This is a genomic window from Amycolatopsis decaplanina DSM 44594 (assembly GCF_000342005.1).
Classification (GTDB): Bacteria; Actinomycetota; Actinomycetes; order Mycobacteriales; family Pseudonocardiaceae; genus Amycolatopsis; species Amycolatopsis decaplanina.
Window position 1 is genome coordinate 63,261 of the sequence record NZ_AOHO01000028.1, and the last position, 24,864, is coordinate 88,124.

Genomic DNA, 24,864 nt, shown 5'->3' on the forward strand with positions numbered 1-24,864 from the left:
TCAGACCAGCTCCGGGATCAGCTCGCCGATCAGGCGGATGCTCTTCAGCACCTTCTCGTGCGGGATGCCGCCGATCTGCTGCAGGCACATCATCCGGTCGATGCCCAGCTCCGCGTAGGCCCGCAGCTTCTTGCGGCAGGTCTCCGGACTGCCCACGATCAGCGAGTCCTGCGCGCTCAGCACGGTGAAGATCTCGTCGTCCGGCACGGACTCGCCCTGCAGGATCCGGGCGATCAGGAGATTCGCCTCCGTCGGGGCGTTCTTCGCCTCACCGCGCAGGAAGTCGCCGGTGAGCCCGCCACCGTCGGGCGCGGCGACGATCTCCTCCTGCCGGGCGTTCAGGCGCACGAACTCGCTCGCCGCCTCGAAGAACGTCAGCGCCGTCACCGTGTACCAGGCCGCGGCCGCGGCGGCGCCGTTGCGCATCGCCTCCTCGTCCGTGTCGGCGCAGTGGACGAAGGTGAAGAACCCCACCTGGTTGTTGACGAACGCCCCGACCGGATCGGCGCACCGTTCGGCCGCGTCCCGGTACAGCTTGATCAGCCTGCCCGCGCGCTCCAGTGATTCCCACATCGTCGTACCGAGGACCCCGACCCCGCGCCGTCCCGCCTCTTCGAACGACGCCGGACTCGCCGCCGCCTGCCAGAGCGGCGGATGCGGCTTCTGGACCGGTTTCGGCGAGATGGGCACGTCGTCGACGCGATAGGCGTCGCTTTCGTAGGAGAATCGTTCGGACGTCCACATCCGCGGGACCATTTCGAACGCCTGCTGCGTCTGGGCGCGGGCCTCGTCCGGTTCGATGCCGAACAGGCGCCATTCCGGGATCGTCGACCGGGTCAGGCCGAGTTCGACCCGGCCCCCGCTCAGGTGGTCGAGGGTCGCGGCGCGTTCGGCGACACGGATCGGATGGTTGAACCGGCCGGGCGCGAGAACCGCGGAATGGCCGAGCCGGATCCGGCTGGTGCGTTGCGAGAGCGCGGCCAGCATCAGCTCGGGCGCGGACGACAGGCTGAACTCCCCCGCCCCGTGATGTTCGACCTGCCACCAGCAGTCGTAGCCCAGTTCGTCGGCGAGGACGGCCTGTTCGATCGCCTCGGAGAACCTGAGCCGCTCGTGCCCTTCGTGCCAGGGCCGCGGGTTCTGGATCTCGTTGAACAGGTCGATCTTCATCCACGGCCTCCGTCTGCTCCGGGTCGTCGAGAGATCAGTCAGCGGGTGTGCGCGCGGCGTTACAGGAGTCGCACGTTCGGCGCAACGAGACCCGTTCGTGATCAAAGCGGGCAAACGAGTTGAGTCGCACACAATCAGGTGACCAGTACCGAACGAGCCTTTTCCCGAATGCCACACACTCGTCGCGGATTGTCGTGGAACCGACAACACATCGGGGACGGTAAATCGGGCATGATCCACTCACAAGAGTGAGCAGCACCCGGTAAAGGACCGTTCCTTTGCGCCGGAAAGGGGAATTGTCAGCGCTACTCAAATGGCGGCATTCGAGCGGGGCCGCGCTGTCGTAACGTCGATTCCCGCCACACATCCCGCATCGAATTCCGCTATCCCATGGAGGTTTTCGTGATACGACGTCCTCTGCGCACCCTCACCGTCCTCATCGGCGCCGCGGCAGCCGTCACCGCCTTCGCGGCCCCGGCTTCGGCGGTACCGGCGCTGAACGAAGCGGCGGGACCGGCCACGCTGGCCGCCGCGCAGCAGAAGCTCGGCACTTCACTCGGCGCCGCGTTCGCCGGCTCCTGGCTGGACGCGACGACAGGCGACCTGGTGGTCGGCACCACCGACGCGAGCCACTCTGCCGGAATCCGCGCGGCAGGCGCCGTCCCGAAGGTGATGCGGCGCAGTGCCGCCGAGCTGAAGAAGATCCAGTCCATATTGGACAACAGAACCGCGGGTCTGCCCGGCTCGGTCGCGGGCTGGTACGTCGACGCGCCTTCGAACGAGGTCGTGGTCAGCGTCGTGGGTGGCGACCCCGCGGGCCGGGCGTGGGCGGCCTCCGCCGGCGTCCCGGTCCGGGTGGAGCAGGTGAAGAGCGCGCCGCGACCACTGTGGAGCGTGGTCGGCGGGCAGGGGCTCTATTTCGACGGCGGTGCCTGTTCGGTCGGGTTCACCGCCTACGACGATGACGACCATTACGTGATCACCGCGGGCCACTGCACGGAGCTCGGCGGCACCGTACGCGGCGTCGACGGCACGATCGGCAGGGTCGCGCGGTCGTCCTTTCCCGGCAACGACTACGGGACCGTCGAGGTGACCCACTCCGACGTCTCGACCCCGCCCCGGGTCGACCGCTACGAGGACGGTACCGACGTGCGGATCGAGGGCGCGGACGTCGTCGGCGTCGGCGGGCGGATCTGCCGGTCCGGGATCACCACCCACTGGCAGTGCGGGCGGGTCGAGGCGCTGGACCAGACGGTCAACTACGGCAACGGGAACGTCGTGCGAGGCCTGACCCAGACCGACGCCTGTGCCGAACCGGGCGACTCCGGCGGCTCGTTCGTCAGCCGCCCTTCGTCGGGTTCCGGCACGAAGCTGGTGCAGGCGCAGGGAATGACGTCGGGTGGCTCCGGTGACTGCGACGAAGGGGGCACCACCTTCTTCCAGCCCGTCAAGGAGGTGCTCAACCGCTACGGCCTGACCCTCGAAAAGGACTGATCACCCAGCCGGGAGGGGCGGCCGATCCCTCGGCCGCCCCTGATCAGCCCGGTGAGTTCGCCTGCCTCATGGACCAGCGCCTCGATCTCGGCCCACCGACGGCGGACCCTCTCGTGATCCACCACCAGCGTGCCGGAGACCATGCCCAAGAACAGGTTCGCGTCCGTCCCGACCTCCGCGAGCCGCAGGAAGGGAAGGCGGTCCTCCTCGGTTCCCGCTCCGTGCGCCGCCGCCCATTCACGGGCCCGCATCCCGGCGTCGTGGCACGCGTCGACGAGGAGGGACCGGATCTCCTCCGGCCGGCTCTCCGGGCTCGAGGGAGGTTTCCCCATCAACGGGAAGATGTTCCAGGCCACCGAGAGCAGGCAGTCCGCCACGTCGTCCATCGACTCCACGTTCACCGCGCGGAGTGTTCCGGCGCGCGCCCGCTGCCAGGCGGAATGACTCGCGTGAACGGCAGGATCGACCCGATCGGGTGCCCGGTGTCAGAAGCGGCGCAGCTCGAACGTCCGGACGAACGTGTCACCCGCGAGCAGCGCGTCGAGGTGGCCGGTCAGCGCGACGGCGCCGACCTTCCCCGAGTCCATGTCCACTTTGAACATCCTGCCCGAGCTGTACAGGACGGTGAGCACGGATCCGTCCGGCTAGAGGGACGGCGCGGTGACCTCAGCCGCCGCTCCCCTGGCTTCCGCGGGCACCGTCCCGATCCCGGCGACGACGGCCGCCAGAAGCACCGGCAGGACCAGACGTCGACGAAGGCGCATCGCGATTCCTTCCTGTCGCTTGTCGTCATCGAGCCTCGTGTCCTGGGAACGGCGCGACCAGGTCGTGCGGATCCTGTTATTGAGGGGTAAGGCAAAGGTGTCGGGTCGACGTGGCCGATGAGAGCGCGATTTGTCACTCGGAGTGATGGGTGTGGAAATAGGGACGTTCACTGTCCCTGTTTCCACACACCCCCTCACGTCTCCGCAGGTCTGGCCTGCGTGACCGGACCGATCGCGCGGGACTGTGTGGATTTCGGGACATCCAACGTCCCGAAATCCACACAGTCGATATTCTCAGCCCGGTGTCGCGCAGCGTCACTGAACCGACCTCGAGCACGACACGTTCGTCTTACCCCTCGATACCAGGACTATCCGATACCGCCGAGCGCCGCGGGAAGCGAGATACCGCGGCGGCGCAGATCGGCACCGAAACGCCGGACGAACGGGTCGTTCGGGGTCAGGGTGAGCGTGACGACGTCGCGGCTCGACGACGGGGCGAGGCGGTGCAAACCGCCGTGGAACGGCCCGGTGATCGCGGTGGCCGGGACGAGTGCGACGCCGAGCCCGGCGGCCGCGAGCTGCGCGGCGGTGGCCACGTTGCGAGTGCGGGTGGCCGCGGTCAGCGTGACACCGTGCTCGGCGGCGAGCGCGTCGAGCCAGCCACCGAGACCGTTGTCCGGGTGGTAGTGCACGATCGGTTCGGCCGCGAGCCTGGTGAAGGTCACGTCCCCGGTGAACCCGTGATTCCGCGCGGCCGCGACGAGAATCTCCTCGCGGCCGATCAGCTCCGCCGGTCCGGTCCAGCGGGTCGGCCGGGGTCCCACGGCCAGATCCGCCGCCCCGGACTCGACGAGCGCCGCGATTTCGTCCGCGCTGCTCAGTTCACTGAGCGCGATGCGCACCCCGGGGCGGCGGCGCCGCCATTCCCGCAGCACCGGCGCGAGCAGGCCGACGGTCATCGACTCCGCGCACGCGACCCGCAGCATCCCTTCCGATCCGCTCGCCACCGCCCGGCCGACGGTCACGACCCGATCCGCCGCGTCGAGTGCCGCCCGCGCGTCCGCGGCGACCGCGCGTCCGGCGGTGGTGGGACGGACACCGCGAGGAAGCCGTTCGACGAGCGGCGTCCCGATCTCCTTTTCCAGCGCGGCCAGCTGATGCGACAGCGCGGGCTGGGACAGGTGCAGACGGGCGGCCGCCTCGGTGACCGAACCCGCGTCCAGGACGGCGACCAGGCACTCGAGCGAACGCAGCGTAGGCATTCGCCAAATCTATCGCAAAGCGAGAAAGCCTTCATATCACGACGGGATTGTTCCGAGACCCTCTGGCGCTGAAGGGGATATGACCTACAACTTGCGAAACAAGAAGATCGTCCTCGTCGGTGGCGGCTCGGGGATCGCCAGGCGGCTCGCCACCGACGCCGCCGAGGCGGGCGCGACCGTCGTCCTCGCCGGACGCACGACCGATCAGGCCGGGACCGTGCATCCGGCGATCACCACCGCCCGCGTCGACCTGGGCGACGAGGACTCGATCCGTGCCCTCGCCGCGCAAGCCGGGCCTTGGGACCACCTCGTGTCGCTGGCCTCGAATCCCGCGAACGGAGCGGTCACCGGCTTGGATCGGGACGCGATCGCGCGGGCCTTCGACGCCAAAGTGATCGGCCCGCTCCTGCTCGCGAAACACTTCGCTCCGACCGCCCACGACGGCGCCTCGATGCTGTTCTTCTCCGGATTCGCGGCTTGGCGACCCGCGCCCGGCCTGGCCGTGATGGCCACGACGAACGGGGCCGTCGCCCATCTCGCCGAGGCACTCGCCGTCGACCTCGCCCCGATCCGGGTCAACGCGCTCTCGCCGGGGGTCGTGGACTCCGGTTCGTGGGACAGGCTCGGCGCGGACCGCGACGCGTTCTTCTCCGACACCGCGGCCCGGAATCCCGCCCGCCGGGTGGGGCGACCGGAGGACATCGCCTCGGCGGCGCTACTGACGCTGGCCAATCCCTTCCTGACCGGCACCACGGTGCACGTCGACGGCGGCGGGCGGCTCGTCTGAGCCGTCGTTCGCCCGCGCGTCGACCACCCGCAGTCCGGCGAGAAGCCCGGACAGTCCTTGGTGACCTTGAGGCCGGATCGCGAGAATGCCGCTGGCGAAGAACAACAGGTTCGCCAGCGGCTCGAACCCGCCGTTCACCGCGGACGCCAGGGTGAGCAGGGTGAAGTAGCCGCCGGAACCGGTCAGGAAGCGCACGATCATCCGCCACAGCGCCGGTTTCCCGCCGTCCGGTCCGGCGGGGCGCAGCAGCACGACCCGCTGGCCGAAGGTGGCGCCGTTGCCCGCGACAGGGATGACGAACAGGAGGAGCACCGCGGGCAGCAGGGTGGCGATCAGAGCGGTGACCACGGTGTCCGGTTCGCCCGCGACCAAGGTCGTCACGATCCCGACGGTCGTGCCGAGCAAGACGACCGAAACGACGTCGACGGTCATCCCGAGCAGACGGCGGCGCGCGGTGACCGGCCGCGGCGTTCCCGGCGGCGCGGACGGCTCGTTTCCCGGCAGCAGCCGCAGCAAGGGAGCGAGCCCGAAGCCGACGGCGGCGCCGAGGGTGTTCATCAGCAGGTCGTCGACGTCGGCCAGCCGGTACGGGCATTCGAACAGGAACCAGACCCCGGTGAGCTGGGTGCATTCGATGAACAGCGAGACCGCGAACCCGATGGCGACGGTGGTGACGAAACCCCGCCGGAAGAGGTGCCGCACGAACATGCCCAGCGGCACGAAGAGGGCGACGTTGAACACCGCCTGCTGGACCGCCGGATTGCGCAGGAACGCCCGGAGGCCGGCCCCGGTCTGTTCGCGGCGGATGTCGGCGACGAACTGGAACGGGTGCGGTTGCAGGTGACCGGACGCGTGCGCGGCGCACCACGACGCCGTCGTCTCCGGGATGGGGAGCAGCGTGTACGTCCACAAGGACATGGCGTAGATCAGGAAACCGAAGACCAGTAGGACCCGCCAGAACCCGAGTTCGCCGCGTCGCCGGTAACTCGCCGCGACGTACGGGATGGCCAACAAGCCCGCGAGCACGAAGCCCGCGAACACCGCGATGACCGCGGAGATGGTCGGATCAGTCACTCGCGGAAGCTAACAACGCTCGCTCAGGAGCACCTGTTACGCCACCTGGCCGGGTGACGCCTGCCGAAGCGAGGGCCCGCTGATGCGCGAGCGCGGCGATGGCGAAGGTCAAATGGACGACGACCCAGTTGCGGTCCTCGCGATGGACCCGCTGCAGCAGATCGAGAGTGGCGTCGCCCGGAGTGCGGCCCTGACGGCAGGCGTCGATGTACGCCTGGGTCAGCTCGTCGACGTTCCGCCGGAATTCCGCGAAGGCGTCGGCGGGTTGGGCGTTGGTGCAGCAGTCCACGGTCACATCACTCAGCGTTCCATAACGCGACACAACGTTACGACTCGACAGGCTCGGAATCACTCACGTGAGGTAGACCCACTGGATTCTCTGTGCTCTGCGTCACGCCGATGCGAGCCCCGCAGGCATCCGGCGTTCCCGTTCGGCCGCCTTCGCCCGGCGGGTGACAGGGAAGCGCTGGTCGAGTTCGACCAGCAGCGGGGTCGCCGCCATCAGTGCCAGCAGAGCGAGTCCGGCGTAGGCGCCCACAGTCGCGATGATCGTCATTTCGGCCTCCTCGATCCCGTACCGCCTGTTCCGGCGGCCTGGAACCAGGATCGCCCGACGGCAGGGGGTGGCGGATCGGTCATCCGGCGGAGGTGCCTCGACCGGTCGGCCTTTTCGGCACTGTCCGATCGGCCGACCCCGGCCGGCGGTGCAGCAGATCGAACCGCGACCACATGGCCTCGGCCGCCTCGATGGACTCGCCGGTGCGGACAGGATCGACGGCGGCGAGTTGCGCGACGATCGCCTGCACCAGGCTCATGCCCGCGGTCAGCGACGGGAAGAACGTCACGCCCTCGGCGGGCACCATCAGCACCTGTTCGACGGCGCCCGCCAGCGCGGGACTGGCCGCGTCGGTGATGGCGAAAGCGCGCGCCCCCCTGGCCTTGGCCTCGTTCGCGGCGAGCACGGTGCTTTCGTACAGCCGCCAGAAACTGATCGCGATGAGCACGTCCTCGGAAGAGAGTTTCGCCGTGGCGTTGGCGAGTTCGGCGTCGCCCGCGGTGATCGCGTGGACGTCGTACCCGGCGAGCCGGGCGTTGTGCGCGAAGGCGATCCCGACCGCGGCGTAACTGCCGTCGGCGATGACGACCGTGCGGCGCGCGGCGGCGACGGCCTCCGCGACGTTGCGGATCTCCTCCTCGGCGAACCGCCGGTTGAGCAGAGCGAGGCTGTCTAGGTCGCGGCGCAGCGACGCCGATCCCGGCGAGTCGACGTCCCGGTGCTCCTCGGCCACCTGCGGCGCGCTCAGCGACGACATGTACCGCGCCCGCAACTCCTGTTGCAGCGCCGGCCATCCGGCGAAACCCAGCGCCTGCGCCGTACGGGTGACGGTGGCGACGTTGACCCCGGCCAGCTGCGCGAGCTCGGCCGTCGAGCCGAACGACGCCCGGCGCGGTTGCGAGACCAGCACTTCCAGCACGGCGGCCGACTTCGGCCGCAGGCCGCGTTCCGGTGTCCGATCCCGAAGCCACGCCTCGAAACCGTCGTCGGTTCCCGTCCCTGTCACGCGCACCCTCCCTCGACCGCGTCACGGTAACGCATCGTGCCCATCGGACCACCTGCAACAACCATTGCAGTTTTGCCGAAACGCAGTATACGTTGTCCGCACTCCTCGTCGCCCGAACCACGGAAGGCGTTCCCCATGACGCTTCTGGCACGACTGGACCGGCTCCCGCTGAGCCGTCCCCATTACAAACTCCTGCTCATCGGCGGGCTCGGCTACACGTTCGACGGTATGGACTCCGCCGTGGTCGCCTTCCTCCTGCCGAGCGCGAAAGCCGCCTGGGGCCTCGACAACGGCCAGCTCGGCCTGATCGGTTCGGCGACGCCGTTCGGCTTCCTCTTCGGCGCGATCGCCGCCGGTCTGCTGGGCGACCGCATCGGCCGCAAGAAGGTCATGATGTACGCGCTGGCCTTCTATGCGGTGTTCTCGGTGCTCGCCGCCTTCTCCCCCAACTACGAGATCTTCCTGGGCGCCCGGGTGCTGGCCGGGGCGGGCGCCGGCGCCGAAAGCGCCATCATCGCGCCGTTCCTGTCGGAATTCGTCCCCGCCAAACGGCGCGGCTGGTTCGTCGGCGCGCTGGCCGGGTTCTTCTCGTTCGGTTTCGTCGCCGCCGCGCTGATCGGGCGGTTCGTCGTCCCGACCGTGCCGGAAGGCTGGCGGGTCGCGCAGCTGATCACCGCGCTGCCGATCGTCATGCTGCTGTGGTGGCGCCGTTCGCTGCCGGAATCACCCCGGTTCCTCGTCGCGAACGGACGTCACGCCGAGGCCGAGAAGATCGTCACCAAACTGGAGCGGGACGTCGAAAAGGCGACGGGACGGGAACTCCCGGCCATCGCCGAGGCCGACGCCCAGCCCGCGACGGAGACCCCCAAGGTCAATCTCCTCAGCGCGCTCAAGTTCCTGTGGAGCCCGGCGATGGCACGCCGCACCGCGGTGATCTGGACCGTGTGGTTCGTGATCACGTTCTCCTACTACGGCTTCTTCTCCTGGATCCCGACGCTGCTCGTCGAGCGCGGTATCACGGTGACCAAGAGCTTCGAGTTCTCCATCATCATCTACCTGGCGCAGATCCCCGGATACTTCTCCGCCGCGTGGCTCTCCGAACGCCTCGACCGCAAGCACACCATCGCGTTGTACCTCGCGGGCTCGGCGGTGAGCGCGTTCTGGCTGAGCCAGATGGACGCGCCGTGGTCGATCACCCTCGCCGGGGCGGTGCTGTCGTTCTTCCTCAACGGCACCTACGCCGGCGTGTACTCCTACACCCCCGAGGTGTTCCCTACCTGGATCCGCGCCAGCGGTACCGGACTGTCCAGCGCGTTCGGCCGGGTCGGCAGCATCCTGGCCCCGACGATCATCGGCCTGTCCGCGGCGAGCCTCGGCTTCGCGGGCGTCTTCGGCCTCACCACCGCCGTCCTGGCGGCCGGGGTGGTGTGCGTGGTCGTGTTCGGCCTGTCCACCGCCGGCCGCTCCCTGGAAGAACTGACCGAACACGGCGCGCCCGTGAAGACCGCTGAGGAGATGACCAAGTGACCGTCTCGCTGTCCACTGTGGAGGACAAGACCCGAGCCACGATCGGCGTACGGCTGTTCACCGTGCTGGCCTGGGTGCCCGAACGGCGGGCCCTGCGGCGGGTGCACAGCAGCCACCCGGCGGAATACCCGGTCGGCGGCGAGAAGACCGTCGAGGTCGCCGCCGGCTGGCTGGAGCGGTGCATCACCGGGCAGGAGCCCTACTTCGGGGCGGACAACGCGGCGGTGCGGGAGATCTTCGCCGACCACGAACTCATCGACAGTCTCGGTTGCGGTGCGGTGATCAACGTGCCGGTGGTGGACGACGGCCGCACCCTCGGTGTCCTCAACCTTCTCGACGCCGAAGGCAGCTACGACGACGATTCCGTCGCGATGGCCCGTTCCCTGGCACCGTTGGCGGTCCCGGCCCTGCGCGAACTCCTGGAGGAGACCCGATGACCGGCTCGCTGCTGCTGCGCAACGCCCGCCTGCTCGACCCGGCCGAGGGCGAGTACACCGAGGGCGACCTCCGGTGCTCCGACGGCCGGATCGTCGAGATCGGAACCGGTCTCACCGCGGGCGACGCGCGGACCGAGGACCTGCGTGGCGCGTTCGTGCTGCCCGGGCTCGTCGACGCCCATGTGCACGTCACCGCGTCGACCGCGGATCTGGGATCGCTGCCCGCGTCGTCACCGTCCTATGTGGCCGCGCACAGTGCCCGCACCATGAGCCGGATGCTGGATCGGGGCTTCACCACGGTCCGCGACGCGTCCGGCGCCGACTACGGTCTCGCCGACGCGCAGGCCGAAGGCTTGTTCCGCGGTCCGCGGCTGCTGTTCTGCGGTCGCGCGCTGAGCCAGACCGGCGGGCACGGCGACAGCCGGACCCGCGGTGCCAACGCCAGCGACGACCACCCGTGCTGCGCCGGTCTCGGCCGGGTCGCCGACGGGGTCGACGCGGTCCGCGCGGCGGCGCGCGACGAACTGCGCAAGGGGGCGCACCACATCAAGGTGATGGCCTCCGGCGGTGTCGCCTCCCCCACCGACAGGATCGACTCGACGCAGTACTCCGGCGAGGAACTGCGTGCCATCGTCGAGGAGGCGGAGGCGGCCAACCGCTACGTCGCCGCGCACGCCTACACCGCCCGCGCGGTGAACCGCGCGCTGGAGCTGGGCGTGCGGTCGATCGAGCACGGCAACCTGATCGACGACCTCAGTGTCGAACTGTTCCTCCGGCACGACGCGTACCTCGTGCCCACCCTGGTCACGTACTGGGCTTTGAAGGAGGAAGGGCGCGAGCACGGGCTGCCGGAATCCAGCTGGCGCAAGGTCGACGAGGTGCTCGGCGCGGGCATGGCCGCACTCGAGCGGGCGGCCAGAGGCGGGGTGAAACTGGTGTACGGCAGCGATCTCCTCGGCGGGATGCACCGGCACCAGAACCACGAGTTCCGGCTGCGCGGCGAGGTCCAGTCCGCGCTGGAGGTGATCCGCTCCGCGACGTCGACGGCGGCGGACCTGCTGAACCTGACCGGCGAGATCGGCACACTGGCCCCCGGCGCGCACGCGGACCTGCTGGTCGTGGACCGGGATCCGCTGGAGGACATCGGCGTCCTTGCCGAGCCCGAATCCTTCCGGCACGTCATCCAAGGCGGGACGGTGGTCTCCGCCTGACGCAATTCGTCACCTACTTGCGATCCCTGTCCGACGCAAGTAGGTGACGAATTGCGGGTCAGGAGAAGCCCTGAGGCACATTCCACGGGTTGTCGTCGCGCAGCGGTTCCGGCAGCAGCTGCGACGGCCAGTCCTGATAGGACACCGGCCGAAGGAAGCGTTCCACCGCCGCTGTCCCGACCGAAGTCGACGCCGGTGAGGTCGTCGCCGGGAACGGTCCGCCGTGCTGCATCGCGGCGGTCACCGCGACCCCGGTCGGCCAGCCGCCCCACAGGATCCGCCCGCTGCGGCCGGCCAGCACCGGGCGCAGCGCCTCGACGTCGGAAGCCTCTTCGGGTTGGGCGTGCACGGTCGTCGTGAGCTGACCGGGCAGCGCCGCGAGAACCGGCAGGACATCGGAGAGCCGCGAGTACCGCACGATCACGCCCAATGGGCCGAAGCACTCTTCGGCCACATCTGGCACGAAATCGGCCAGATCGATTTCGAGCAGCCGGGCCCCGGCTCCCGAGACGACCTCCCGGACCCCGGGGATCGCGGTCAGCCGCTCCGCACCGGTGTGGAACCCGGACGCGATGCGGTCGTTCAGGAAGGGCGTCGCCGGGATCCCGCGCAACCGTTCGGCGACGAGATCCACGAACGGGCTTGAGGAAGGCGCGAACACCAGGCCGGGGTTCGTGCAGAACTGGCCGTTACCCATGGTCAGCGAACCGGCGTAGCCCGCCGCCAGTTCATCGGCCCGCGTCCGCGCGGCGCCGGGCAGGACGATCACCGGGTTGACGCTGCCCAGCTCGCCGTGGAACGGGATCGGGACCGGCCGCTCGGCCGCGATCCGCGCCAGCGCGAGCCCTCCCGCCACCGAACCGGTGAAGGCGGCGGCCGCGATCGCCGGATGGCGCAACGCCTCCACGCCGGCGGCTTCCCCTTCGATCAGGCCGAGGAGAGCACCCCACCGCCCGAGAGCGTCTTCGATGATCGACGCCGTCCGGCGGGACAACTCCGGATGTCCGGGATGGGCCTTGACCACCACCGAGCATCCGGCCACCCACGCCGAAGCGGTGTCCCCGCCCGCCACGCTGAACGCGAACGGGAAGTTGCTCGCGGCGAACACCAGGACCGGCCCCACCGCGGTGCGGTACCGGCGCAGCTCCGGCCGGGGACCTGGCGGCCACGACGGATCGGCGCGGTCGATCCGGACGTCGTAGTAGGAGCCGCTCTCGGCCGCGAGCAGTCGCATCTGGAACGTCGTGCGCGCCAGCTCGCCGGTCAGCCGTTTCGTCCCCAGCTTGGTTTCGGCGTCGGCGATCTCGATCAAGGACGTCCCTGCCGCGTCCAGCGCGTCGGCCACACCGGTGATCACCTCGGCTCGTGTCTTCGGCGAAACCGCGGCCCACGCGCCGGCGATCTCCGCCGCCCTCTCGATCATCTTCATGCTTCCTTCCTTTCCGGGTTCTCCGCCGAGTTCCGGAAACCGAACAGGGCGTACACCACCAGACCGAGCACCATCCAGGCCGCGAACCGCAGCCAGGTCAGCGCGTCCAGGTTCGCGATCAGCCACACCGCGAACGCCACCCCGACCAGCGGCACGAACGGGACCCACGGGGTGCGGAACGACCGCGGCAGGTCCGGCCGGGTGCGCCGCAGCACCACCACCGCGATCGACACGACGATGAACGCGGCCAGGATCCCGATGTTCGTCAGATCCGCGGCCTCCTTGATCGGCAGGAAGCCCGCGATGACCGCCGAGCCGATCCCGACCGGCCAGATCACCCGCGTCGGCACCCGGCGTCGCGGGTGGGTGCGGGCGAAGTAGCGGGGCAGCAGACCGTCCCGGCTCATCGCGAACCAGATCCGCGACACCGCCAGCATGTTCGCGAACGCCGACGTGGTGATCCCGAGGATGCCGCCGACCGCGACGACCGTGCCCAGTCCGGCGAGCCCGACCGCGGCCAGCGCGCTCGAGAACGGGCTGTGCACATCGATCCGGTCGTAGCGTTGCATGCCCACCAGCACGATGGACACCAGCAGGTAGATCACCGCCGCGATGGCGAGCGAAACGATGATCGCCTTGGGCAGCAACCGTTTCGCCTCGACGCTCTCCTCCGCGGCCGCCGTCATCGCGTCGTAGCCGTAGACCGCGAAGAACGTCGTCGCCGCGCCCGCGACCGCGCCACCGAGGCCGTAGGGCAGGAACGGGCTGAAGTTCCCCGCGGAGAGGTGGAACGCGCCGGCGACCACGACCAGTGCCACGATCGCCAGCTTGATCACCACCAGCGCCGTCTCGAAACGCGCGGATTGCTTGCTGCCCCGGGAAAGGACGAACGCCAGCAGCAGGCACAGCAAGGCGGCGAACAGGTCGACCCGGTGCCCCGGCCCGGTTCCCGGTGCCCCGAGCATCCACGACGGCAGGTCCAGGCCGACCTGCTCCACGACGTACGACAGATAGCCGGACACCGCGATCGCGACCACGGCGACGATCGCGGTGTACTCCAGCAGCAGATCCCAGCCGATCAGCCAGCCGGCGATCTCCCCCAGCGCCGCGTAGGAATAGGTGTACGCGGATCCGGCACGCGGGATGAGCCCGGCGAACTCCGCGTAGCACAGGGCCGCCGCCGAACTGGCGATGATCGCGATCAGGAACGAGATCATCACGCCGGGTCCGGCCTGCTGGTTCGCGACCACACCGGCCAGCGAGAAGACACCGGCGCCGACCAGGCCGCCGAGACTGAGCGAGACCAGTTGCCAAAGGCCCATCGTGCGCGGCAGACCGCCGGGACCGCCCTCGTCAGGGCCTTCGAAGGATTTCCGGCGGAAGAGCCCGGAACGGGAGAAGAGCTTGGGATGGGGCCGGATCGTCGTTGATTCGGGCATGACAAATCCCTTCCGGACCGCGCGGGGCGGGCCGGGTCGGCGGTGGTGGGAGGGGCTGAAGGACGCTTTCACCGCATGCCACGCGGTGAAGGGCGCTTTACCGGCGTCCTATGCGGGGAAAGCGTCCTTCAGCCCCCGTCAGAGGACGAACCCCGCGGGGAACGGGTCGTCCGGGTCGAGCAGATAGGTGGCGTTGCCGGTGATCCAGGCGCGTCCGGAGAACTCCGGCACCACGGCGGGGACGCCGCCGACGCTGGTCTCGGCGACCAGTTCGCCGGTGAACGTGGTGCCGATGAACGAACTGTTCTCGAACGGCGTGTGCAACGGCAGCTCGCCGCGGGCGTGCAGCTGAGCCATCCGGGCCGAGGTGCCGGTGCCGCACGGCGACCGGTCGAACCAGCCCGGATGGATCGCCATCGCGTTCCTCGACGCGCGTGCGTCCGAACCCGGAGCGAGGAACTGGACGTGTTTGCAGCCGCCGATCAGCGGGTCGACCGGATGTTCCGGCGGGCGCTGGTCGTTGATCGCCGCCATGATGTCCAGTCCCGCGGCGAGGATCCGGTCCTTCTCCGCCCGGTCGAACGGGATGTCCACTCGGGACAGTTCGAGGATGGCGTAGAAGTTGCCGCCGTAGGCCAGGTCGTAGCGCACCTCGCCGAGGCCGGGCACCTCGACGACGGCGTCTCGTTCAGCGAGGAACGACGCGACGTTGCGGAGCTTGACGCGTTCCGCGCGGCCGTCCCGGACCTCGACCTCGGCGTGTACGAGCCCGGCCGGGGTGTCCAGGCGTACCACGGTCTTCGGTTCGGTCACCTCGACCATTCCGGTCTCCACCAGCACGGTCGCCACGCCGATCGTGCCGTGCCCGCACATCGGCAGGCAGCCGGACACCTCGATGTACACCACGCCCCAGTCGGCGTCCGGCCTGGTCGGCGGCTGCAGGATCGCGCCGCTCATCGCCGCATGACCGCGCGGCTCGTTCATCAGGAACCGCCGCAGGTGGTCCATGTGCTCCATGAAGTACCGGCGGCGTTCGGCCATCGTGTCACCGGGGATGACGCCGACCCCGCCGGTCACCACCCGGGTCGGCATGCCCTCGGTGTGCGAGTCGACGGCGGTGATCGACCGGATCGACCGCACCTACTCCACCCCCAGCGAGGCGAGCGCGCGGCGCATGTCGGCGGTGACCTGCTCACGGTGCTCTTCGGTCAGCGGTCCGCGCGGCGGGCGGCACGGACCGCCGTAGCGGCCGACGAGGTCCATCCCGAGCTTGATCGCCTGGACGAACTCGGTGCGCGAGTCCCAGCGGAACGCGGCCACCAGCGGTTCGTAAAGCGCCCTGGCCTCCTCGAGCTTGCCGGACCGCGCCAGTTCGAACAGGCGCACCGACTCGGCCGGGAACACGTTGGGGAAGCCCGCGAACCAGCCTGTCGCGCCCATCAGCAGGCTCTCCAGCACGACGTCGTCGGCGCCGCTGATCACGTCCAGGCCCGGTGCCTGCTCGCGGATCTCCAGCACCCGCCGGACGTCACCGGAGAACTCCTTGACCGCGACCACGTTGTCGATCTGCGCGATCTCGGCGAGCAGGGCGGGCGTGAGGTCGACCTTGGTGTCGATGGGGTTGTTGTAGACCATCACCGGCAGGCCGACCGACGCCACCGCTTCGAAGTGCGCGAGCACCTCGCCGCGGTTCGCGCGGTACATCGTGGGCGGCAGGCACAGCAGGCCGTCGGCACCGTCCTCGGCCGCGACCTCGGCCCAGTACCTGGCCTGGTGCGATCCGGGGCCGTGCACGCCGACGACGACGATCCCGTCCTCGCCGACGGTTTCGATCGCGGTGCGGGCGACGCGGCGGCGCTCCTCGTCGGTCAGCGACGAGTATTCGCCGAGGGAGCCGTTCGGGCCGACGCCCCGGCAGCCGTTGTCGACCAGCCACCGGCAATGCGCGGCGTAGGCGTCGTAGTCCACGGCCAGCCCGGCGGGCGCCGACGCGTCCGCCCGGTACGGGAGGGCGGTCGCGACGACGACGCCACCGAGGTCGGGGGTGCTCATCCAGGTTCTCCTTCGGTTCGGGCGGCGAGTTCACCCAGCCGGATCGGCTGGACGATCGGGCGGTGGTGCCGTTCGGTACCACCGTGGAGTTCGCACACGGTAGGGCCGCAGATCCGGCCCTGGCACGGGCCGAGGCCGGCCCGGGTGCCGAGCTTCAGTGCGTGCGGGCCGGGACAGGACGCGTCCTCGGCCGCACGTGTCAATTCGCCGTACGTCGTTTCCTCGCAGCGACAGACGATCGTGTCCTCGCGCAGCCAGCTGCGCCAGGCAGTGCCGATCGGATGAGCCGTGGCGAGGCGTTCGGCGAAGGTGCGGGCGCGGTCGCGGGCACGGAGGAGTGCCGGGTTCGGCTTTCCGCCCGCGGCGACACATCCGGCCACCGCACCCTCGGCAGCGGCGGTGATCGCGCCGCCGATCCCGGTGATCTCGCCCGCGGCGAAGACACCGTCCACCGTGGTCCGTTGCGCGGCGTCGACCCGCACGAATCCCTCGTCCAGGACGCAGCCCGCCGCGACGGCCAGTTCCGGTTGCGGGACGAAGCCGTGCCCGACACAGACCGCGTCGACCTCGTAGGTGCGCTCGGTGCCGGGGACGACGGACCAGTCAGCGCGGACCTTCGCGGTCACGACCTCGCGGACGCGGTCGGCGCCGCGCGCTTCGATTACGGCCCGCCCCAGCCGGTACGGGACCCGGTGCCGGGCCAGCGTCGCGGCGTAACGGGCCAGTTCGCCCGCCTTTCCGGCGTGGGCCGCCAGGCGCCACGGGCGGGAAGACCATCCTTTTCGGACGGTCGCGAAGGGGTTCGCCTCCAGCACCGCGACCACTTCCGCCCTGACGCCCAGCAGCGATTCCGCGACCGGCAGCAGGAACGGTCCGGCACCGGCGACGAGGACCCGCCGGCCGATCGCGACCCGCTCCCCCTTCGCCAGTGCCTGAGCCGCGCCCGCGGTGTACACGCCGGGCAGTTCCCACCCGGGGAACGGCAGGGTGCGGTCGTGCGCGCCGGTCGCCAGGATCAAGGCGTCCGGAACGAGCGACAGCCGCCGCCGTCCGCCGCCGTCGGACCGTCCTCGCAGTACGTGCACCCGCTTCTCCGCGCGGTCGAACGCCCAGACGGTGGAACCGGGCCACCACTGGCACCGCGGATGCGCGAGCACCCGGCGGCGCCGGTCGAATTCCGCCCGGCCGTGCTGGATCCGGTCCGGGCGCCGCGCCGCGTACGCCTCGGGAAGCATCCGGTGGTACTGGCCGCCGGGGGTTTCCGCCTGGTCCAGCACCGTGACGCGGGCACCGGCCCGCAGCGCGTGCTCGGCCGCCGCGAGCCCGGCGGGCCCGGCGCCGACGATCACCACGTTCGTGCTCACGCGCTCTCCTCACGGGACTGGGTCCGGATCTCGTCGCCGTCGGCGGCCGGGCGGCGGCACGCGCGGACGTCGGGCACGTCGTTGACCGTGAGCAGGCAGTCGAAGCACGCGCCGATCCCGCAGAAGACCCCGCGCGGCGCGCCGGACCGCGTGGTGCGCCAGGAGGTCCGGCCCGCGGCGAGCAGCACACCCGCCACGCTCTGGCCCGAGATCCCGGTCAGGGGTTCGCCGTCGACGGTGATCCGGATCGGCCGGTCGGTGCGGCCCACCGGATCACGGTCGCGCGGCAGCAGCCATCCACTCATGCGGCCACCTCCGCCAGTACCGCCGGACGGTCCACTGTGAACTCTTCGACACCCGTCGCGGGCGTCGTCCCGGTGAGCAGTTCGCGCAGCAACCGCGCGGTGCCGACGCTCAGCCCGATACCGGCACCCTCGTGTCCGGTGGCGTGCCAGAGGTTCCCCAGCCGCGGATCCTCGCCGAGCACCGGGAGATGATCGTCCACGTACGGCCGGAAGCCGCCGTACGCCCGCATCACCGCGACGTCGGCGAGGGCCGGGAACAGTCGCAGCGCTTTGACCGCGATGGCGCTCAGCACGTCCGGGCGGATCGTGTCGTCGAAGTCCACCCGGCGGCGGGACGAGCCGATCAGCACGGTGCCGCCCCAGGTCGACTCGACGACGGCGGAGGTCTGCAACTCGCCCGAATCGGCACCGACCGCACCGACGTAGTCGGCGTCGTAGACCTTGTGCCGGATGACACACGGCATCGGAGTGGTCACCAGTACCTCGCCACGGCGGGGACGGACGGCGATCGGGGCGCCGAGGCGCGCCGACACCTGACCGGCCCACGGGCCCGCGGCGTTCACGACGAGGTCGGCCCCGATGACCTCGCCGGGCACGCGGACCCCGGTGATATGTCCGTTGTGGACGGTCGCGCCGACGACCTCGGTGTCGGAGCGCAGCCGCGCACCGTGGCGCAGCGCGGAGCCCAGCAGGGCCAGCGCCGCCCCCGCGGGCTGGACCTGAGCGTCTTCCGGGTAGTGGAACGCGGCCGTCACCTCGCGGGTCAGCGCGGGCTCCGCGTCGGCGAGTTCCCTGTGGGACAAAGGTTCCGCGCGAACACCGGTTTGCGACGCGGCGAACGCGGTGAGAGCGCGGGCCCCGTCATCCGTGGTGGCGACCACGATGCCGCCTTTGGGGTCGTACTCGATCCCCGAAGCGGCACGCGCGTCCTCGTCTGCGATGTCGGCGACCACCTGGGGCCACAGTCCGGTCGAAAGTTTCGCGAGTTCGAGTTCGGCTCCGGGCCCCTTGTCGGAGACGAGGATGTTGCCCTCGCCGTGCGACGTGGTCCCCCCGGCGGGCCGGCCGCGATCCACGACCACGACGTCGAAACCCGCAAGGCTCAGCTCACGGGCACACGCGGCGCCGACGATGCCCGCACCGAGGACGACCACACGTGTTCGGTTCATCGACCCTCCAGCGTTCGGTAAAGCGAACGATCGGAGAGTAGGTTCCGCCCCGGAGAAGTGTCAATACCCGAGGAGCCGTCAGCCCTTCAGTACCGGATGCGGTCTGCCGTCGAGCCGTTCGTCGGCGCGGTACTGCAGCAGCAGGACGGAGTGCACCGGCCCGTCCGAAGCGGTGTAGCAATGCGGCTCACGGGCATCGAAGGCCACGTAGTCCCCTGGACCGGCCTCTACGCTCCGGCCGGCCACCTCGACCAGCAGCGATCCGGACTGCACGATGGTGTGCTCGACCCCGACGTGCCCCTGTGAACGCTGCGGCGCGTCCCCGCGCACCACCTGGTCGTACACCTCGAAGACACCGTCACCGGTCTCGATCCTCCGCAGTGGCCGGAGATCCACGCCCTCGCCACTGAGCACCTCGACGTCGGCGCCCCGCACGACGGTGAGCGCGCCGCCCGCCCGGTGGTCGAGCAGGTCGGAGATCGCCACCTCCAGGACCCTGGACAGGCTGAACACGGTCTCGATGGTCGGATTGCCCCCGCCGGACTCCAACTGCGACAGCGTCGCCTTCCCGATGCCCGACCGCCGGGAGAGCTCCGACAGCGAGATCCCCCTCGCCGCCCTGGCCGCGCGCAGGTTGACCGCCAGCATGTCCCGGATCGAGGGCGTCTCGTCCTCCACCGCTTCTCCCCTGTCGTTCGACAAACCGTACGACCGGATGGGCGAATCGTTCGCTTTGCCGATCGAGTTCGCGGACATCATGACACGCCTCCCACCGCCGGGGGCATAGCCGCGGCCGATGGGGCGACGCGATGGTGGGCGGCGCGAGCCGCGATGAAACTCCTTCACCATCCGGTGTGTCACCGTCGACACAGGGTCACGGGCGCACCGTCGTTCCCTCCAGCGAGGAGATCCCCGTGCAGCTGATCCGCAGATCCGCAGGCCGACGACTTCGGGCGTTCGGCGCGGTGCTCATCACCACCCTCGGGCTGACCGCGGCCGTGGCCACCGTGCCGGCTACAGCGGCCGCGAACGCCTGTCTCACCGGCACACTCGCCTTCGACCACTACGACGCGGAAGCCGGGACGAGCAAACCCGTGCGCACGCAGGTGGCGCGGAACGCGAACTGGGAGCTGTGGGGCCGCGCCGGTTCCGGCTCCGCGACCCGGCTCGCCGCCGGCATCACCGGCGCGTCCGACGGCCGGTTCACCGCCTGCCACACCGCGTCCCTCGCCGAGGCGTACGTGAGGTTCCGGTCGAGCAGCACCTCGATGTGGCGAGTCGTGAAGGCCGCGAACAACACCACCGACTACACGTTCGACTCGGCACGCCGTACGAACGTCTCCGGCATCCTCGACCTCGGCACGGTGAAGGTGCCTTCGACGCTGCAACGGGCGTGGAAGGTGGTGGACACGCTCAACGTCCTCTACTGGAAACGCGCCAACCCGGCTTCGTCGTGCTGGACGGCCCGTCAGTCCGACGGGCGCTGCGACCGGATCACCTTCGTCTGGGATCCGAAAGTCGCCGATGGCGGCTATTGGGACTACCCGAACACGAACTACGTCTTCCTCGGCGCGACGATGCCGGACTCGAAGCACCTCATCCTCCACGAGGCCGGGCATTGGCTGCAGTGGCAGCTCTACGGTCGTGACTTCCCCGTCGTCGACAACTGCAACCCGCACTACATCGAGAAGCACAGTTCGGAATCGTGCGCGTGGACCGAAGGCTTCGCCGACGCCGTCGCCGCCTACGCCCTCGGCGACTACCGCTACGTCTACGACAACGGCAGCTCGTACAGCTTCGAGAACGGCGCTTCGACGCCCGGATGGGACGACGGCGACACGGTGCAGGGGCGGGTCGGCTCGTCCCTGCTGGACCTGTGGGCGGCGGACGGGCCGGACGGCGGGAGCTGGAACCGCACGATCGCGCTGATGACCCGCGATTTCAGCCAGGATTTCCGTGAATACTTCACCGTGGACCGGCCCGCCGCGGGCCTGTCCACGACCGGTGCCGCCGAGCGGATCCTCGCCGGGCACACCATCTCTTACTGAGGGGGCTGAAGGGGACTTTCCTCGCATGCCATGCGAGGAAAGTCCCCTTCACCGCGTGAGACGCGGGGAAAGCGTCCTTCAGCTCCTGGCCGCCCGGACCCAGGCGGTGATCTCGTCGGCGGTCGAGGGGAAGCCGCCGGAGAGCAGGTCATGCCCCGATCCGGTGACCACGACGTCGTCCTCGATACGGATGCCGAGGCCGCGCAGTTCCGGCGGCACGGTGCGGTCGCCGGCGTGGAAGTACAGACCGGGTTCCACCGCCAGCGCCATCCCTTCGGCGAGCGTGCCCTCCCGGTACGTGGAGGGATGCGCGGCGGCGCAGTCGTGAACGTCCAGTCCGAGGAAATGGCCGGTACCGCAGACGATGTACCGCCGGTGCTGCTGCCCGTCCGGCGACAGCGCTTCGTCCACCGACACCGGGAGCAGGCCCCAATCGTGCAACCCCTCCGCGAGCACGCGCAGCGCCGTCGCCTGGAACGCGCCGTAGTCCTGGCCGGGACGGACCTCACCCAAGGCCGCGATGTGCGCCTTGTGAACCAGGTCGTAGACGTCGCGCTGAGCCTTCGTGAACTCCCCGCCGACCGGGAAGGTGCGGGTGATGTCGGCGGTGTACAACGAATCCAGCTCGACTCCGGCGTCGAGCAGCAGGAGGCTGTCCTCGGTCACCCGCCCGTCGCAGCGCGTCCAGTGCAGGATCGGCGCGTGCGGCCCGGCCGCCACGATAGAGGTGTAGCCGGGACCGGTGCCCTCGGTGCGGGCACGGCGGTCGAAGGTGCCTTGAAGCCAGCGTTCCCCGCCACCGCGGACCGCCTCCGGCAGCGCGGCCAGCACGTCGGCGAACCCGAGCGCGGTGGCGTCGACGGCGTCGCGCAGCTGGCCGATCTCCCAGTCGTCCTTGATCCGGCGCAACTGGGCGAGGACCGTCCGGAGCCGTTCGCTGTGGCCGAAACCGTACGCGTCGAGCGCGGGATCGACCCCGGCACCGACCAGGAAGGCCGGGTTCCGCCCGCGCAAGCCGTGTGGGAGGTCCTCCAGCGGACGGCATTCGATGCGGAGCGCTTCCCCGTACGCGGCCGGTCCGGCGGCGGAGCCGACCCACAGCGGGCTGGTGTCGGCGTCGCCCACGAAGTCGGGCTCGTCCGGCTCGGCGGGGCGCGGGACGTACAGCGTGGCGTGGTGGCTGTCCCCCGCCGGGGTCATCACCAGGATCGCGCCCTCACGCCGGCAGCCCGTGAGCCAGACGAAGTCGCTGTCTGCGCGGAAGCCGTGGAAGGTGTCGTTGGACCGCACCACGGCGCGGCCCGCCGCGAGCGCGATCCGCTGACCGGGCAGTTCCGCCGACAGCCTGCCGCGATGGGCGGCGGCCGCCTCGGCGGTGCCGGCCGGCAGGTCGACCACGTCGTCGGCGGGCTCCCAGCCGTCGCTGATCCAGTTCCGGAACCCCTTGGCGGCCAGCAGCGCGTGCAGATCAGGCCGGGTTCGGTCGCCGGTCATCGGCTCCCCTTTCAGGTAGTCGCGGTTCTGGCCGCACCTTCGCACCACGAAGATCCGGGGCGTAATGACCGGCGGCGATAGACTCCGCCTATGGCCCTGGAGATCCGGCACCTGCGGGCGATCTGCGCCATCGCCGAAGCGGGCAGCCTCTCGCAGGCGGCCGCCGCGCTGGGCATGTCCCAGCCGTCGCTGACCTCCCTGCTCCAGCGGCTCGAACGGCAGATCGGCGCGCCACTGTTCGTCCGCAGCCACACCGGCGTGACCCCGACCCCGGTCGGCGAGCAGACGTTGCGCCGGGCGCTGACCCTCCTCGTGGAGTTCGACCGGTTCGAAAGCGATCTCCTCGGCGCGCTCGGCGACGGCCCGGTCCGGCTCGGATCGTCCCAAATGGACTGTCTGCCCACCTTCGTCGAGCGCTTGGACGACGCGTTGCCGGGGCTGGACGTGACCGTCCACGTGGAACCCTCCAGTGCGGTGCTGGCGCAGGCACTGGCCCGCGCGACCCTCGACATCGCCGTCATCGCCATGTCCGACGACCAGGAAGTGCCGCTGGCGAAACAGCTGGGGCACCGGGTGCTGTTCTCGTGGGTGCCCGTCTTCATCGGCCTTCCCGCCGGGCACCGGCTCGCCGGCGGTTTCGAAGTCGACCTCGCCGACCTCGCGGACGAAGCGTGGATCGGCCCGCCCGGCCCCGAGGACGGCTCGCTGACGTCACTGCGCGCGGCGACGCATCGCGCCGGGTTCACGCCGCGGATCCGCTTCGAATGCCCCAACGGCGGCGGACGGCACCTGATAGCCGCCGGGCAGGCGGTGCAGCTCGTGGAACCCACCGCGCCCGAACTGCCCGGCATGGTCGTCCGGCCGCTGAAGGGCGACCCCATGCGGATGCGGCTCGTGCTGGCGTGGCGCAAGGAAAGGCTGACGTGGGACCAGGCGGAGAACGTGTACCGCGCGGTGATGACGTCGTATACACGGCACGCGATGGCGTCGGCGCCGTTCCGGACCTGGTGGGAGCGGCGGCGGACGTCCCAGTCGTGGGACGGGCTGGTGGACTTCTTCCGGGTCGCCGGCTCGTGAGCGGCCTTCAGGTACTTGGAAAGCTGTGAACCACCGGTTTCGAACGGCCTGTAACCCGATCCCGCCTCGCCGCGATTGACCCCCCGTACCGGGCGAACTGAGACGGGGGATGATGACGCAACGGCTGTGGCTGGGACTGGCGGTCGTCTACACGTGCACCGCCGTGGTCCAGCTCTACCTTCTCGCCAGCACCGGCGCCGTCTGGGCCGGGACACTCACCGCGGTCGGCTTCGTGGCGGCACTCCTGTGCGGCCTCGCCGCGTGGAAGGCTCCGAGACGAGAACGGGGTGGCACAAGGGAAATCGACTCGCACCGGCCCTAGTGTCGCGTGATCGGAAGGACGGCATGCCCGACGATCCGATCCCGCGGCCCGGACGGCCGGTCAGCGGCTCGAAACCGGCGGGGAAGGTTACCGGCTGACACCATTGGGCGAACGACTTCCCGACGCGTGGCACCCCCGGGAGACACGTGGCACCCCCTGGAAAAGTGGGGCCTCGCCTGGGAAAAGGCGTTGCGCGAGTGACCATACGCGACCGTGAATCCCGCCATTCACCGCACACGGCCTTGCCAGGTGCGGCGAACGGCGTACGGTGGGACGTACGTGAGGTTGAGTCCACCAGCCCGCGCGAACGACCCGCATGTCCGCGGCCCAGCACTTTCACAGGGCGACGCGGAGGCGAGTTGACTTGTGCAGCCGTTGTGCAGGCTTACCCGTTGTCCGTCTCGTCCCCGGCTATCCGGGAGACAGCATCATGATCGAACGCATTCCTTTCACGCGGAGCAGCCGCGACGGCCCCGCCTTCCGAACCGTTGCCCACCCGGCCGTTCCGCGACCACGCCCGACGGCCGAAAACCTGTTGCGCGTCCGGCGGATCCGGTGGAGTGAAGACCTGCTCGTCGTCGCGGCGGCCGGGGAGATCGACCTCGCCACCGCGGGACGGCTGGAACACGCCCTGGGGGGTCACCTCCCCGCCGCCACGGTGCTCGATCTCACCGAGGTCGGCTTCCTCGGCGTCGCCGGGTTACGGGTCATCGAATCCGCGGCGGCACGTGCCCGCTCCGAACGCCGCACCACCGGGGTCGTCGCCGGCACGCGGCCGGTGCTGCGCCTGCTGCACCTGTTCGGCGTCGACACCCACATCCCCGTGTACCGGCACCTCGACCACGCGATCGTCGAAGTGCCGAACCACTGAGGCGGC

At 70.1% G+C, this 24,864-nt stretch carries 26 protein-coding genes; 9 read left to right on the forward strand and 17 right to left on the reverse strand.

What is annotated here, in order from left to right:
• Positions 1 to 1,170 carry an LLM class flavin-dependent oxidoreductase gene (locus H074_RS05675; RefSeq protein ID WP_007029062.1) on the reverse strand — a complete coding sequence of 390 codons (1,170 nt, stop codon included), beginning with the start codon at positions 1,168 to 1,170 and terminating at the stop codon, positions 1 to 3.
• 402 nt (positions 1,171 to 1,572) lie between these two features.
• Here H074_RS05675 and H074_RS05680 point away from each other — a divergent pair, with 402 nt between their 5' ends.
• Positions 1,573 to 2,664, forward strand: a complete 1,092-nt coding sequence (locus H074_RS05680) for a S1 family peptidase (RefSeq protein ID WP_039921664.1) — start codon at positions 1,573 to 1,575, stop codon at positions 2,662 to 2,664.
• On the opposite strand, the gene H074_RS05685 is transcribed toward H074_RS05680, so the two are convergent.
• From H074_RS05685 to H074_RS05690, 3 genes are all read right to left on the reverse strand, one after another.
• Entirely contained in the window at positions 2,637 to 3,065 is a 429-nt protein-coding gene (locus H074_RS05685) for a hypothetical protein (RefSeq protein ID WP_039921611.1), read from the reverse strand. The two genes, H074_RS05680 and H074_RS05685, sit on opposite strands and share 28 nt — an antisense overlap.
• 84 nt (positions 3,066 to 3,149) lie before the next feature.
• Complete coding sequence (locus H074_RS40665; RefSeq protein WP_161630670.1) at positions 3,150 to 3,296, reverse strand: hypothetical protein; 147 nt, start codon at positions 3,294 to 3,296, stop codon at positions 3,150 to 3,152.
• 500 nt (positions 3,297 to 3,796) lie between these two features.
• Positions 3,797 to 4,690, reverse strand: a complete 894-nt coding sequence (locus tag H074_RS05690; RefSeq protein ID WP_007029065.1) for a LysR family transcriptional regulator — start codon at positions 4,688 to 4,690, stop codon at positions 3,797 to 3,799.
• 91 nt (positions 4,691 to 4,781) lie between these two features.
• Between H074_RS05690 and H074_RS05695 the strand changes: the two genes are divergently transcribed.
• Positions 4,782 to 5,477 (forward strand): SDR family oxidoreductase, encoded by a 696-nt coding sequence (locus tag H074_RS05695; RefSeq protein ID WP_235096666.1) that lies wholly within the window; start codon positions 4,782 to 4,784, stop codon positions 5,475 to 5,477.
• Here the strand turns inward: H074_RS05695 and H074_RS05700 are convergent.
• The 4 genes from H074_RS05700 to H074_RS05710 all read right to left on the reverse strand — a co-directional run bounded on the left by H074_RS05700 (position 5,406) and on the right by H074_RS05710 (position 8,113).
• Entirely contained in the window at positions 5,406 to 6,551 is a 1,146-nt protein-coding gene (locus H074_RS05700; protein ID WP_007029067.1) for a VanZ family protein, read from the reverse strand. The genes H074_RS05695 and H074_RS05700 overlap by 72 nt on opposite strands.
• Positions 6,544 to 6,846: a hypothetical protein gene (locus tag H074_RS05705; protein ID WP_007029068.1), complete on the reverse strand. Its 303-nt coding sequence runs from the start codon at positions 6,844 to 6,846 to the stop codon at positions 6,544 to 6,546. Before H074_RS05705 ends, H074_RS05700 begins: the two co-directional genes overlap by 8 nt.
• Before the next feature lie 96 nt (positions 6,847 to 6,942).
• Positions 6,943 to 7,107, reverse strand: a complete 165-nt coding sequence (locus H074_RS40925; RefSeq protein ID WP_167333160.1) for a hypothetical protein — start codon at positions 7,105 to 7,107, stop codon at positions 6,943 to 6,945.
• Positions 7,108 to 7,186: 79 nt separating this feature from the next.
• Positions 7,187 to 8,113, reverse strand: a complete 927-nt coding sequence (locus H074_RS05710) for a MurR/RpiR family transcriptional regulator (protein WP_007029069.1) — start codon at positions 8,111 to 8,113, stop codon at positions 7,187 to 7,189.
• Positions 8,114 to 8,248: 135 nt separating this feature from the next.
• On the opposite strand from H074_RS05710, the gene H074_RS05715 reads away from it, so the two are divergent.
• From H074_RS05715 to H074_RS05725, 3 genes are read left to right on the forward strand one after another with little or no spacing between them, the layout of a single operon-like run.
• The gene (locus tag H074_RS05715; RefSeq protein ID WP_007029070.1) at positions 8,249 to 9,640 is read left to right on the forward strand and encodes an MFS transporter; all 1,392 of its coding nucleotides are present in this window, start codon (positions 8,249 to 8,251) and stop codon (positions 9,638 to 9,640) included.
• On the forward strand, positions 9,637 to 10,077 hold the full coding sequence (locus H074_RS05720; protein ID WP_007029071.1) for a GAF domain-containing protein: 441 nt from the start codon (positions 9,637 to 9,639) through the stop codon (positions 10,075 to 10,077). The genes H074_RS05715 and H074_RS05720 overlap by 4 nt, the downstream gene beginning before the upstream one ends.
• On the forward strand, positions 10,074 to 11,288 hold the full coding sequence (locus H074_RS05725; RefSeq protein WP_007029072.1) for a metal-dependent hydrolase family protein: 1,215 nt from the start codon (positions 10,074 to 10,076) through the stop codon (positions 11,286 to 11,288). The genes H074_RS05720 and H074_RS05725 overlap by 4 nt, the downstream gene beginning before the upstream one ends.
• 58 nt (positions 11,289 to 11,346) lie before the next feature.
• Here H074_RS05725 and H074_RS05730 read toward each other — a convergent pair whose 3' ends face one another.
• The 8 genes from H074_RS05730 to H074_RS05765 all read right to left on the reverse strand — a co-directional run bounded on the left by H074_RS05730 (position 11,347) and on the right by H074_RS05765 (position 19,724).
• Positions 11,347 to 12,717 carry an aldehyde dehydrogenase (NADP(+)) gene (locus H074_RS05730; protein WP_007029073.1) on the reverse strand — a complete coding sequence of 457 codons (1,371 nt, stop codon included), beginning with the start codon at positions 12,715 to 12,717 and terminating at the stop codon, positions 11,347 to 11,349.
• Entirely contained in the window at positions 12,714 to 14,156 is a 1,443-nt protein-coding gene (locus H074_RS05735; RefSeq protein WP_007029074.1) for an amino acid permease, read from the reverse strand. The genes H074_RS05730 and H074_RS05735 overlap by 4 nt, the downstream gene beginning before the upstream one ends.
• Before the next feature lie 138 nt (positions 14,157 to 14,294).
• Entirely contained in the window at positions 14,295 to 15,296 is a 1,002-nt protein-coding gene (locus H074_RS05740) for a proline racemase family protein (RefSeq protein WP_007029075.1), read from the reverse strand.
• Positions 15,297 to 16,208: a dihydrodipicolinate synthase family protein gene (locus tag H074_RS05745; RefSeq protein ID WP_007029076.1), complete on the reverse strand. Its 912-nt coding sequence runs from the start codon at positions 16,206 to 16,208 to the stop codon at positions 15,297 to 15,299.
• The gene (locus H074_RS05750) at positions 16,205 to 17,572 is read right to left on the reverse strand and encodes an FAD/NAD(P)-dependent oxidoreductase (protein ID WP_007029077.1); all 1,368 of its coding nucleotides are present in this window, start codon (positions 17,570 to 17,572) and stop codon (positions 16,205 to 16,207) included. Before H074_RS05750 ends, H074_RS05745 begins: the two co-directional genes overlap by 4 nt.
• Positions 17,569 to 17,877 (reverse strand): (2Fe-2S)-binding protein, encoded by a 309-nt coding sequence (locus tag H074_RS05755; protein WP_007029078.1) that lies wholly within the window; start codon positions 17,875 to 17,877, stop codon positions 17,569 to 17,571. Before H074_RS05755 ends, H074_RS05750 begins: the two co-directional genes overlap by 4 nt.
• A complete protein-coding gene (locus H074_RS05760; RefSeq protein ID WP_007029079.1) occupies positions 17,874 to 19,046 on the reverse strand; it encodes an NAD(P)/FAD-dependent oxidoreductase in 1,173 nt (390 codons plus the stop codon). The genes H074_RS05755 and H074_RS05760 overlap by 4 nt, the downstream gene beginning before the upstream one ends.
• Positions 19,047 to 19,124: 78 nt before the next feature.
• Positions 19,125 to 19,724, reverse strand: a complete 600-nt coding sequence (locus H074_RS05765; RefSeq protein WP_039921669.1) for an XRE family transcriptional regulator — start codon at positions 19,722 to 19,724, stop codon at positions 19,125 to 19,127.
• Positions 19,725 to 19,960: 236 nt separating this feature from the next.
• On the opposite strand from H074_RS05765, the gene H074_RS05770 reads away from it, so the two are divergent.
• Positions 19,961 to 21,094, forward strand: coding sequence for a hypothetical protein (locus tag H074_RS05770; protein ID WP_007029081.1), 1,134 nt, complete (start codon positions 19,961 to 19,963; stop codon positions 21,092 to 21,094).
• A gap of 78 nt (positions 21,095 to 21,172) precedes the next feature.
• On the opposite strand, the gene H074_RS05775 is transcribed toward H074_RS05770, so the two are convergent.
• Positions 21,173 to 22,588: an aminopeptidase P family protein gene (locus H074_RS05775; protein WP_007029082.1), complete on the reverse strand. Its 1,416-nt coding sequence runs from the start codon at positions 22,586 to 22,588 to the stop codon at positions 21,173 to 21,175.
• Positions 22,589 to 22,678: 90 nt separating this feature from the next.
• On the opposite strand from H074_RS05775, the gene H074_RS05780 reads away from it, so the two are divergent.
• The 3 genes from H074_RS05780 to H074_RS05790 all read left to right on the forward strand — a co-directional run bounded on the left by H074_RS05780 (position 22,679) and on the right by H074_RS05790 (position 24,858).
• Positions 22,679 to 23,665 (forward strand): LysR family transcriptional regulator, encoded by a 987-nt coding sequence (locus H074_RS05780; protein ID WP_007029083.1) that lies wholly within the window; start codon positions 22,679 to 22,681, stop codon positions 23,663 to 23,665.
• Between the two features lie 112 nt (positions 23,666 to 23,777).
• Positions 23,778 to 23,987 (forward strand): hypothetical protein, encoded by a 210-nt coding sequence (locus H074_RS05785; protein ID WP_235096667.1) that lies wholly within the window; start codon positions 23,778 to 23,780, stop codon positions 23,985 to 23,987.
• Between the two features lie 430 nt (positions 23,988 to 24,417).
• Entirely contained in the window at positions 24,418 to 24,858 is a 441-nt protein-coding gene (locus H074_RS05790; protein ID WP_007029085.1) for an STAS domain-containing protein, read from the forward strand.
• The last annotated feature ends 6 nt before the right edge of the window (positions 24,859 to 24,864 follow it).

Bases quoted from the DNA above. Each gene is read 5' to 3' on its own strand.
- H074_RS05675 (WP_007029062.1), bottom strand. From the start codon at position 1,170: ATGAAGATCGACCTGTTCAACGAGATCCAGAACCCGCGGCCCTGGCAC.
- H074_RS05690 (WP_007029065.1), bottom strand. From the start codon at position 4,690: ATGCCTACGCTGCGTTCGCTCGAGTGCCTGGTCGCCGTCCTGGACGCG.
- H074_RS40925 (WP_167333160.1), bottom strand. From the start codon at position 7,107: ATGACGATCATCGCGACTGTGGGCGCCTACGCCGGACTCGCTCTGCTG.
- H074_RS05715 (WP_007029070.1), top strand. From the start codon at position 8,249: ATGACGCTTCTGGCACGACTGGACCGGCTCCCGCTGAGCCGTCCCCAT.
- H074_RS05725 (WP_007029072.1), top strand. From the start codon at position 10,074: ATGACCGGCTCGCTGCTGCTGCGCAACGCCCGCCTGCTCGACCCGGCC.
- H074_RS05730 (WP_007029073.1), bottom strand. From the start codon at position 12,717: ATGAAGATGATCGAGAGGGCGGCGGAGATCGCCGGCGCGTGGGCCGCG.
- H074_RS05735 (WP_007029074.1), bottom strand. From the start codon at position 14,156: ATGCCCGAATCAACGACGATCCGGCCCCATCCCAAGCTCTTCTCCCGT.
- H074_RS05745 (WP_007029076.1), bottom strand. From the start codon at position 16,208: ATGAGCACCCCCGACCTCGGTGGCGTCGTCGTCGCGACCGCCCTCCCG.
- H074_RS05755 (WP_007029078.1), bottom strand. From the start codon at position 17,877: ATGAGTGGATGGCTGCTGCCGCGCGACCGTGATCCGGTGGGCCGCACC.
- H074_RS05760 (WP_007029079.1), bottom strand. From the start codon at position 19,046: ATGAACCGAACACGTGTGGTCGTCCTCGGTGCGGGCATCGTCGGCGCC.
- H074_RS05775 (WP_007029082.1), bottom strand. From the start codon at position 22,588: ATGACCGGCGACCGAACCCGGCCTGATCTGCACGCGCTGCTGGCCGCC.
- H074_RS05780 (WP_007029083.1), top strand. From the start codon at position 22,679: ATGGCCCTGGAGATCCGGCACCTGCGGGCGATCTGCGCCATCGCCGAA.
- H074_RS05785 (WP_235096667.1), top strand. From the start codon at position 23,778: ATGACGCAACGGCTGTGGCTGGGACTGGCGGTCGTCTACACGTGCACC.
- H074_RS05790 (WP_007029085.1), top strand. From the start codon at position 24,418: ATGATCGAACGCATTCCTTTCACGCGGAGCAGCCGCGACGGCCCCGCC.